Here is an 8,295-nt window from a genome sequence, read left to right as displayed (position 1 = left end):
CGTGCGGTGAGAAGAGCGGGAAAGCGGCGGGGAAGTGCGCGATGTCCCGGGCAAGTCGGGCGGCGGCCCCGGGCAACAATGGCAACCTGACCACAGTGGTGGCAGTCTTCAGGAGTTCGAGGAGCGTGATGTCGCCGCGCTGCTCCGCAGCCATGTCTAGCGGCCGGGCCATCCGGAGGACGGGCGTCTCGCCGGCAGTCGGGTGGACTTCGCGGATCAGTCTGGCCGACCAGTCCCGGTCGAAACCGAAGGCTCCGGTGCTGCTGAAGAACTCCGGAGCATCGGTGACGGAGAGGATGGATTTCACGCCGACACCGAAGCGGCCGATCTGGCCGCCGCGTTTTTTGCTGACGCCCATCCGGAGGATGGTTTCCGCCCCTTCGGGGCTGACCGGCTTCCCCTGATTCGCGCAGTAGAGGTGGTTTTCGGTCAGGATGACGTGGATCAGGCCGCCGGCACCCTGATCACGCATCTCATCCGCACCGTTCTGGACCAGCTCGAAGAGCTGTCGCTCCCCGTAACCGCCCTGGGTGATCCGGCGTTCTCCGTTTGCTTGTTCCTGGATGAGCCCGGGGTCGGCGCGATACGAGCTGAGTGCGCGCTCTGATTGCTCCGCGACCACGCGGATGACGTCGTTCAGTGAGTCGGACTGCATGGTGAATCCAATCGAATTGAAAATAGATCCGCTTCGGTGTGCTCGCCTCCGGGTGGCGCGGTGTTTCACCGCGCCACCCGGCTGTAAATTTGAACTATGACGCGACGGAAAGCGAGCCCTCAAGGTAGTAATATAGTGGCAATGGTTTGCGTTGCCAAGGTTGCAAACACGACAAATCCGGTTTCAATGCACCGTGTTGTAATACGCCAGGAAGCGTTTCGAAGCTTTGTGCGAATCTGAAAAGAATTATTGTTCTGCGCTGTCCGGTGATTTTCGGATGCGATGAATTTTCCCTGACTGGGTTTGTGGTCTGCTCTAGGCTTGCGTTTGGTGGTGCAGTTCGGGCATCGCCGTGGACGGCGGCCTCGGTGGTTGATCATGACTGTATCCTTTGAGTGGATGGACAGAAAATTTACATGATTAACTAATCGACGGCAGGCGCGAGTTTTCACCTAACCCGGTCTGCTTTCGGGTTGGAATCATTTCACTACTGCTCTTGGATAGCAAGGGAAGTGGCGAGCTGTGGTTTGCTGTAGAACTTACCTCTTGTCCCGTTTGTGTGGGCGAGGTCGAAAAAAGGCATAATCCATCTATTGGTGACGTTTAAATGCCTCGTGTGGAGAATTTTTGGTTCTCCTGGAAGGATTCTGGCGCGGCGACTCTTCGGTGGGTGGTGCCACAGAAACCGAACAAGCCTGGAGGTGGCAGCGTGGAGCCGGGGTAAGGGAAAGTTTACGATGTGGATCTGTTAACTTTGGCTGGTTGATGCTCGAAGAAACGACGGAGGCGGTGCGCGAGGATGGATGACTTCGGGCCATGGTTGGGCCGACAACTGGGACGAGCCGGCATGAGCCAGGCGGACCTAGCCGAGGCGATTCAAGTGACGAGGGCCGCCGTATCCTCCTGGATCAGCGGACGCAACACCCCGCGTCCGGACAAGATCGAGGCCATCGCCAAGGTCCTGGGCCTCGACCAGGCCGCAGTCATGACCAGGCAGGAAGACCCCACGCGCGCTTCGAAACTCGAGTGGTACCACCGGCCCGCACACAAGGACGGCGGCCGCGAAATGGGGAACGCGGCGGCCTTCGCCTTCGATGCGGATCTGTCCGTCCTCGCACGTGAGGCCACGCAGAACAGTCTCGACGAGCAGGTCGATACGACGCAGCCGGTCAGAGTCCGTTACACCCTGCACGAGATCACCGGCGAACGGCTGCGCAGCTTCCAACAGGCGGTGCGCTGGAACGATCTGGAGCCGCATCTCGAAGCAGCCGCCGACCCGGACCAGAAGGTCGGCCGGGTCCTGGCCGACGGACTGCGCGAACTCAACGAGTCCGGAAGTCTCCTGCTCCTGCGAGTGGATGACTACAACGCGAGTGGGCTCACCGGATCGGACTATGACAGTGGCCGGTTCTCGGCTGTCGTCCGTCGTCAACTCGACAGTCAGAAGAGCAGTAAAACGGCCGGTGGTTCGTACGGCCTCGGCAAAGTCACCTTCTGGGCCACCAGTCGGCTAGGCATGGTCATTGTCAACAGCACCCTGTCCGAGCCGCACGAAGGCCACAGTGACCGCCGGATGATCGCCCGGCTCGACCTGCCCTGGCACGAAATCGACGGCAAGGGGTTCGCTGGCCCGGCCTGGTTCGGCGAACCCGACCCGGCCCAGGACGGTGTTGCGCGCTCCTGGTGGGGCGATGACGCCACGGCCGATGATCTTTATCTGTCCCGTGATGGGGATGCGCCCGGTACGTCGTTCCTGATCGTCGGTGCCCACGACGCTTCAGGGGATGCGCACACGCTGGAGGCGATGCACGAGAAGCTGGTGAAGAGCCTCGCCAACAGCTTCTGGGCGCCCATGGTCGCTGCCACTGGCCGTCGGCCTGCTCTGGCGGCGACGGTTGTGGCCCTGCGCGACGGGGCGGTACGTGTTCCGGAGGTCAGGGTTGATCCGTACGCTTTCCAACCCGCCCGCTCCCGCGCAGTCCAAGCCTTCCTCGACGGAACGACCGTCGCCGGGATCGTTGGTCCTGAGGACGTACTGCGGGCGACCGTTGCCCTCGCGGTCCCGGCGCGGAAGATGATTACTGATCCTGCGGATGCTGCGGCGGACCACGAGGCTGTACTGCTTCTGACACCGACCGCTGACGACGATCCGGATCGGAACAGGCTGGTCGCCATGCGCGGGACCCGCATGGTTGTGATCGACCGGAAGGTACCGGACCTTCACATGAACGCTATTTCCTTCCAGGCTGTGCTCCTGGCAGGAAAAGCGACGAACTCACTGATGGCCGAAGCTGAAACCGCTGAGCGGTTCCTGCGGACGGCTGAACCTCCGGAGCACGACGCCTGGAAGAAGACGGACGACCTCACCGCGACGTATGCGAGGGGCGCGGCTACGCGGATCGATGACTTCCGTAGGGACATGTTCGCCAAAGTGCGTGAACTGTCCCGCCGTTCGGAACCCGCCGTCGACGACGAGGGTCCGCCGGCGCTCAGGGACCTACTCCGGTTGGACGCTCCCAAGCCGCCGCGGACCGTCGGGTATCCCGAAGTCCAGCGGGTGTTCGGGGCTCCGGATGCGGACGGTGCCTGGAACATCCGTGTGGATGTCCGGCTCCCGGTCAGGGAGGACCCCTGGACCGTCAGACCGGTCCTCCGTTTCGCCACCCGGTCCGGGACTAAGCCCGTTGCGGATTGGGCGGTCCTGTCTCCAGAAGCGAACTGCGAAGTCACGTCGGACGGTGAGATCAAGTTCGATGCCGGGGCACGGACAGCCTCCTTCCGAGGACTGTCCGACGTCACCAGTCATCCCGTGGCCACAGCGATGGCCGTCGTCGAAATCGATCTCGCCCGCGCGAAGGGAGCCGCATCGTGAAGAGGCTCTTCCCTTACCCGGTCCTCGCCGGCGACATCACGATGGACGTGGTCGGCGTCACGATTGACGGAACCCCCCTTGCTTACGACCTCTTCAAGTCGAAGACACAGGTGGTCGCGCTCCACCAGGTTGAACAACGGAAATGGGAGGAGGCGGAACTCGCCGTCAGAGTCAGGCTCCCGCAAGGCGAACTCAAGGCCGGCCCGTGGGACGACGTCGCATGTGTGGTCATCCACCGGGAACGGCGTACGGCGGTGCGCGTCGGGACCCGACTCGACCGGGAGAGCGAGGGGGTCTGGACCGGTCGGATCAGGATCCACCGGTCCCAGCACATCGCGAGCGTAGAGGTCGAAACGACTGTCACCGCAAGCGTCGACGGAATCCCTGGCAGGACGATCGGGACGGCCGACACTCCATGGACCGTCGACTTCGAAGCGGCACAGCCGACCCGTGAGAAGAATATTTCCACCCGGTGGGCCGACTTCGGCGCGGACGGCTACCCGCATCTCAACCCGTTCAAAGGGGATCCCTGGTTGGTCGAGGCGGTCGGAGACGAACCGACGGTCTATCTCAACCGGGGTTTCGAGGGCCTGGAAGCACTTCTCCACGGCGGTGGATCCGACCGGGCGGCGCGCGATGCGGTCGCATCGCAGCTCGCCTGTGATGTCTGGGTCGCCCTGTTCAACGCGGCGTTGTACGCGACGGACGACGAGGACGACGGACCCCAATGGCCGGACGGGTGGTACGGCGCGACGCTCAGGCGGATGCTCCCAGAGGTCTTCCCGGACCTGTCGCCGGACGATGCCCTGGCGGAAGCTGTGTCCCGACGGCGTAGCGGGGAGGGCGGCGGAGATCTGCAGTCGAGGCTCCTCCACGCCGCCGGCAGACAGGCGAAGATTCCCCGCAACCTGCTCGGATTCATCCGCGCGCAGCACCGCAGCGGTGCCGCCGCCGGACAGGAGGACGAACGTTGAGCACCGGAAGCCCCCCACCTGTGGCACGACTCGCACTCCTCCCGGACGCAACAGTGGGCAGACTGCTCACGGACGGAGTACTGCGCGGCACAGAGCAGGTCGCCCTCGTCGCTCTTGAGAAGTCGTGTACGAGATTGGATGGCGATGCTTCCCGTTGGGACGCTGAACCCGTCCGGCAGTTGATCGACGAGGCCGTCCGACGTTTCTCCGACGGGAAGGTCACGGATTCTGATTCCTGGCTGGCCCCGCGTCTCCACGCGACCCTCCGCCTGACCCGGCGCGAGGCAGCTGTTCCGGCATTGTGGAACTTCCTGGCGTTGCGGTTGGCCCCGGACTACGTGTTGTGGCGTTGGCTGGCCGCTCCGACGCACAAGGAGCCGGAACCCAAGGTGCCTCAAGAGCGGTTCAGCGGTCCCTACTACAAACACGCCCTCGCCCGACTGTGGTGGGCGGCGGAGCTTTTCCGGGACGGTGATGACTACAAGCCGGTCCGGGCCGCGGTACGGAATCAGGAATCGATCAACTCTGTCCTGAGGACTGAAGTGGTACGCCACCGGGCGACGGCTCAGGCGATTGTCCGGATCCAGCAGGAGAAGAACCTGGGTACCCGGGAGCTGAACGCGCTGTCGAAGGTCGTCAACGTTGTCGGGAGCACGCTCCTCTTCGAGAGCCTCGCACCTGACGGGGAGTACGACGACGCGGCCTATCAGGAATGGGTCGACGCGGCGGGGGACGATCTGGTCCCCTATGACGCTTTGCCCGATGGGCCTGACGACAGTCGCGTTCCGGTGGGTTCGGTCGAGGTTCTAGTGCCGCTCTTCGAGAAACTGTACGCCGAGGCACCGATCCGGGGCCGTGAGTTGAACGGGGAGAGCGTAGACCCCGGATAGGACGAACCCCGCGGTCGGATCGTCATGGCCGGCCGCGGGATTTCTCGCTGTTCAGGGATGCTCCAGTCGACTCGGAATTTCCGACCCGCGCAGGGCTGTGTGGATCTGTCGGGCGAGTGCTGTAGCCAGCGGAACAGTGACGGCGTTGCCGATCTGTCGGGCGATCTGGACCTTGGTCCCACACCACTTGAAGTCCATGGGGAAGCCTTGGAGGAGCGCGGCTTCGAGATGGGTGATTGGGCGGTGCACTTCCGGATTGGGATGTAGGTAGCGTCCCTTTTCTGGTTTGTAGAACTCTGTTCGGATTGTCACTGAAGGCAATCCGAGATGCATTCTTCCCATGACGTCGCCCGAACCGCTGTTGTGATTATCCCAACTCTCCGTGGACAGGTATACTCGGGTTCCGTTGATTTTTGCGAACTCGCCACGGAGAGCGTTGCGATTCTGGCCTTCCTTGATTATTTTATAGCGCTTCAAGGAGAGTGGTGTCGGGTTTCTGCCAATGTGGAGTTCTGAAGTCAAGAAAGGCCCGGGAATTCTTACTCCCAGAGGGGCGTGTTCTCTGTCGGGTAGTTCTGTGGACTCGGTTGTTTTGGGGGTTTCGTCGAAGATTCCATCAATTGGAATCCAGTCTTCAAGTGGGAATAGGCTGTCCTTCGCCTGCTTTCCGTCTCGCTGGTGAGTAACCTCCGGGTGTGTGATCGGCGGCAGGTCGCGGTGGGTCGCGATGATGATCACTCGCCGTCGCCGCTGAGGCGCTCCGTAGTCGGCCGAGTTCAGAATCTTCGTCCTGAGCGCGTACTCCCGGAGTTCCCCGTCAGGCTTCGTCGTCGCGGCCTCAAGCTCCGCGTACTCCGGCGAACGAAGGAAGCGGTCGACGTTTTCGATGACGAACACCTTCGGTTTCACTGCTTTGACCACACGCATGTACTCGCGCCACAGCTTGTTGCGGGGGTCGTCCACGTCCTGTTTGCCCAAGCCGGAGAAGCCCTGGCACGGCGGGCCACCGAGGATGACGTCCGCGCTTCTCGCGCCCGCGTCCGGAATCCACTCCTTGATGTCTCCGGCGAAGATGTGATCCGAGCCGCCGGCCTCTTCGGCGAAGTTCTCCGCGTAGGTTGACGCCGCTGCCACGTCGAACTCCACAGCAGCCACTGAACGGAACGCGGCTCCGTTGTCGAAGGCGCGGAAGCCGGCTGTGAAACCACCACACCCCGCGAAGAGGTCGATCACCTTGATGCGGTGATCGGCCTCCGGAGGCGCGGAGGGGTTGGCTTCCTGGATGGGTGACGTCATTGCGGACCTAACGGCGGTATGGGGCAGCGGGTGATCAGTGACCAAGAGTAGCCGGCGTGGAGGGGTCGCCCCTACCTATCGCCTGGACCCGTCGTCGTAACTCAAAGCATGCGCGATCGCGCGACCTACCGCCTCAGCCAGTGGCGGTGGGCAGGCGTGGCCCACCTGACGGTACGAAGAGGTCTTCTTCCCGTGGATCAACCAATCCTCCGGCAAGCCCTGAAGCGTCGCGACCTGCCGCACAGTGAGTCTGGGCATGGCTACAGAGGGGTGCGGAGAATCCGGCTCCGGAGGCTGGTCCCCGATACTCGACCCCTGCACGCCGAGCTTGGCCCATGCTTTCTTCGAGCCGGTGGGGCCGAGGTCCGCTCCACCCCGGTTGGCGGAGCCGCCGACGATCACAGGGGCGACGCGATCCGCACCCCGGGCCCATTCCTCGGCCCACGACCAGCCCCGTGACCCCATGGATTCCCGCAGCACGTCCCCGACCGTCCCCGCGGGCTCACCGGACGGATCAGGCCAGCTGAAATACCGCATGTACTCCGGACGCAAGGCGACCAGGAACCCTGAAGACCGTTGCTGCGGTACGCCGAAGTCCACGGCGTCGAGAGCGTGCCACACACATTCGTACCCGACGTGCTCCAACAGGCCGGTGATCTCCTGGCGGTCCCCGTCGCGTTCCGGAGCGACCGCAAGCCCCGGAATGTTCTCGATCAGTACCGCTTTCGGCAGTACCAAGCCGGCCAGATGCGCGGTGGCTTCGAGGACCCTGCGCTCCTCCACCTCGTTCGCGCGTCCCACAGAGGCGCTCGACTTCAGCCTGGGAAGTCCACCTGCGAGCAGGTCGACGTCCAGGAAACCGGAATCATCGTCCGGGTCGAATTCGAGAAGGTCCGAATGCTGAACGTTCCACGCGGGCCGGTTGAGGCGCAGAGTCCCGCAGCAGTCAGCCTCGGTGTCAAGCAGGAGCACGGGATCGAACCCCGCCCGTTCCAGGCCGAGAGCCTGTCCGCCGACCCCGGCACAGACCTCGATACTGGTGAACCTTCGGTTCATCTCCACTCCCCGGGCAGCGAAGTCGTAACCCTAGACGATCAAGACTGCACAATGTCCGGAGAGGCGTCAGGGAAGCATACGGGCACGGATTGCACGCACAGTCCTGACCACCTCTGCACAACATTCCTGTGTGGGCTCGTGTTCCCAGAACCGCAACACGGTCCACCCCGACGCAGCCAGCAGCGCATCGGTTCCCCGGTCCCGCTCGACGTTGCGGTCGATCTTCGTCACCCAGAAGCCCCGGTTGGTCTTCGGCGTAGTGAAGTGCTGCGGACATTTGTGCCAGAAACAGCCGTCGACGAAGACCGCGACCTTGGTCGGGCCGAAGACGAGATCGGCACTGCGCCTGATCCCTTTCAGAGGCCTCTTCGAGACCCGGTACCGAAGTCCCGCAGCATGGACGAGTTTGCGCAATGCCTGTTCCGGCTTTGTGTCCCGGCTTTTGTTGGACTTCATCGAACGGCGGTTCCCCTCGGAGGAAGCCCACGAGCCCTCCGGGGGAACCCATGGGGTGTCGTCCACCCCGATCGCAACTTCTTCATCCATCCTGAA

The 8,295-nt window shown here is 63.1% G+C and carries 7 protein-coding genes and 1 pseudogene; 4 read left to right on the top strand and 4 right to left on the bottom strand.

The window, feature by feature from the left end; genetic code table 11:
- Window positions 1-34 precede the first annotated feature (34 nt).
- Window positions 35-160, top strand: coding sequence for a hypothetical protein (locus tag AC0Z36_RS06900; RefSeq protein ID WP_485461848.1), 126 nt, complete (start codon window positions 35-37; stop codon window positions 158-160).
- A gap of 168 nt (window positions 161-328) precedes the next feature.
- On the opposite strand, the pseudogene AC0Z36_RS06895 reads toward AC0Z36_RS06900, so the two are convergent.
- Window positions 329-472, bottom strand: a pseudogene (locus AC0Z36_RS06895) (hypothetical protein); the annotation flags it as partial.
- Window positions 473-1,454: 982 nt separating this feature from the next.
- Here AC0Z36_RS06895 and AC0Z36_RS06890 point away from each other — a divergent pair.
- From AC0Z36_RS06890 to AC0Z36_RS06880, 3 genes are read left to right on the top strand one after another with little or no spacing between them, the layout of a single operon-like run.
- On the top strand, window positions 1,455-3,527 hold the full coding sequence (locus AC0Z36_RS06890; RefSeq protein ID WP_485461800.1) for a helix-turn-helix domain-containing protein: 2,073 nt from the start codon (window positions 1,455-1,457) through the stop codon (window positions 3,525-3,527).
- A complete protein-coding gene (locus AC0Z36_RS06885) occupies window positions 3,524-4,501 on the top strand; it encodes a hypothetical protein (RefSeq protein ID WP_485461799.1) in 978 nt (325 codons plus the stop codon). Before AC0Z36_RS06890 ends, AC0Z36_RS06885 begins: the two co-directional genes overlap by 4 nt.
- Window positions 4,502-4,521: 20 nt before the next feature.
- Window positions 4,522-5,391: a DUF6339 family protein gene (locus AC0Z36_RS06880; RefSeq protein ID WP_485461798.1), complete on the top strand. Its 870-nt coding sequence runs from the start codon at window positions 4,522-4,524 to the stop codon at window positions 5,389-5,391.
- Between the two features lie 51 nt (window positions 5,392-5,442).
- On the opposite strand, the gene AC0Z36_RS06875 is transcribed toward AC0Z36_RS06880, so the two are convergent.
- From AC0Z36_RS06875 to AC0Z36_RS06865, 3 genes are all read right to left on the bottom strand, one after another.
- Window positions 5,443-6,687: a DNA cytosine methyltransferase gene (locus tag AC0Z36_RS06875; protein WP_485461797.1), complete on the bottom strand. Its 1,245-nt coding sequence runs from the start codon at window positions 6,685-6,687 to the stop codon at window positions 5,443-5,445.
- Window positions 6,688-6,762: 75 nt separating this feature from the next.
- Window positions 6,763-7,743: a DNA cytosine methyltransferase gene (locus AC0Z36_RS06870; protein WP_485461796.1), complete on the bottom strand. Its 981-nt coding sequence runs from the start codon at window positions 7,741-7,743 to the stop codon at window positions 6,763-6,765.
- Window positions 7,744-7,809: 66 nt separating this feature from the next.
- The gene (locus tag AC0Z36_RS06865; protein WP_485461843.1) at window positions 7,810-8,289 is read right to left on the bottom strand and encodes a very short patch repair endonuclease; all 480 of its coding nucleotides are present in this window, start codon (window positions 8,287-8,289) and stop codon (window positions 7,810-7,812) included.
- Window positions 8,290-8,295 lie beyond the last annotated feature (6 nt).

It is taken from the genome of Kitasatospora sp. UYEF31, from assembly GCF_057291755.1.
The sequence above is the reverse complement of the archived record's forward strand: the minus strand, read 5'-3'. Positions and strand labels throughout refer to the sequence as shown.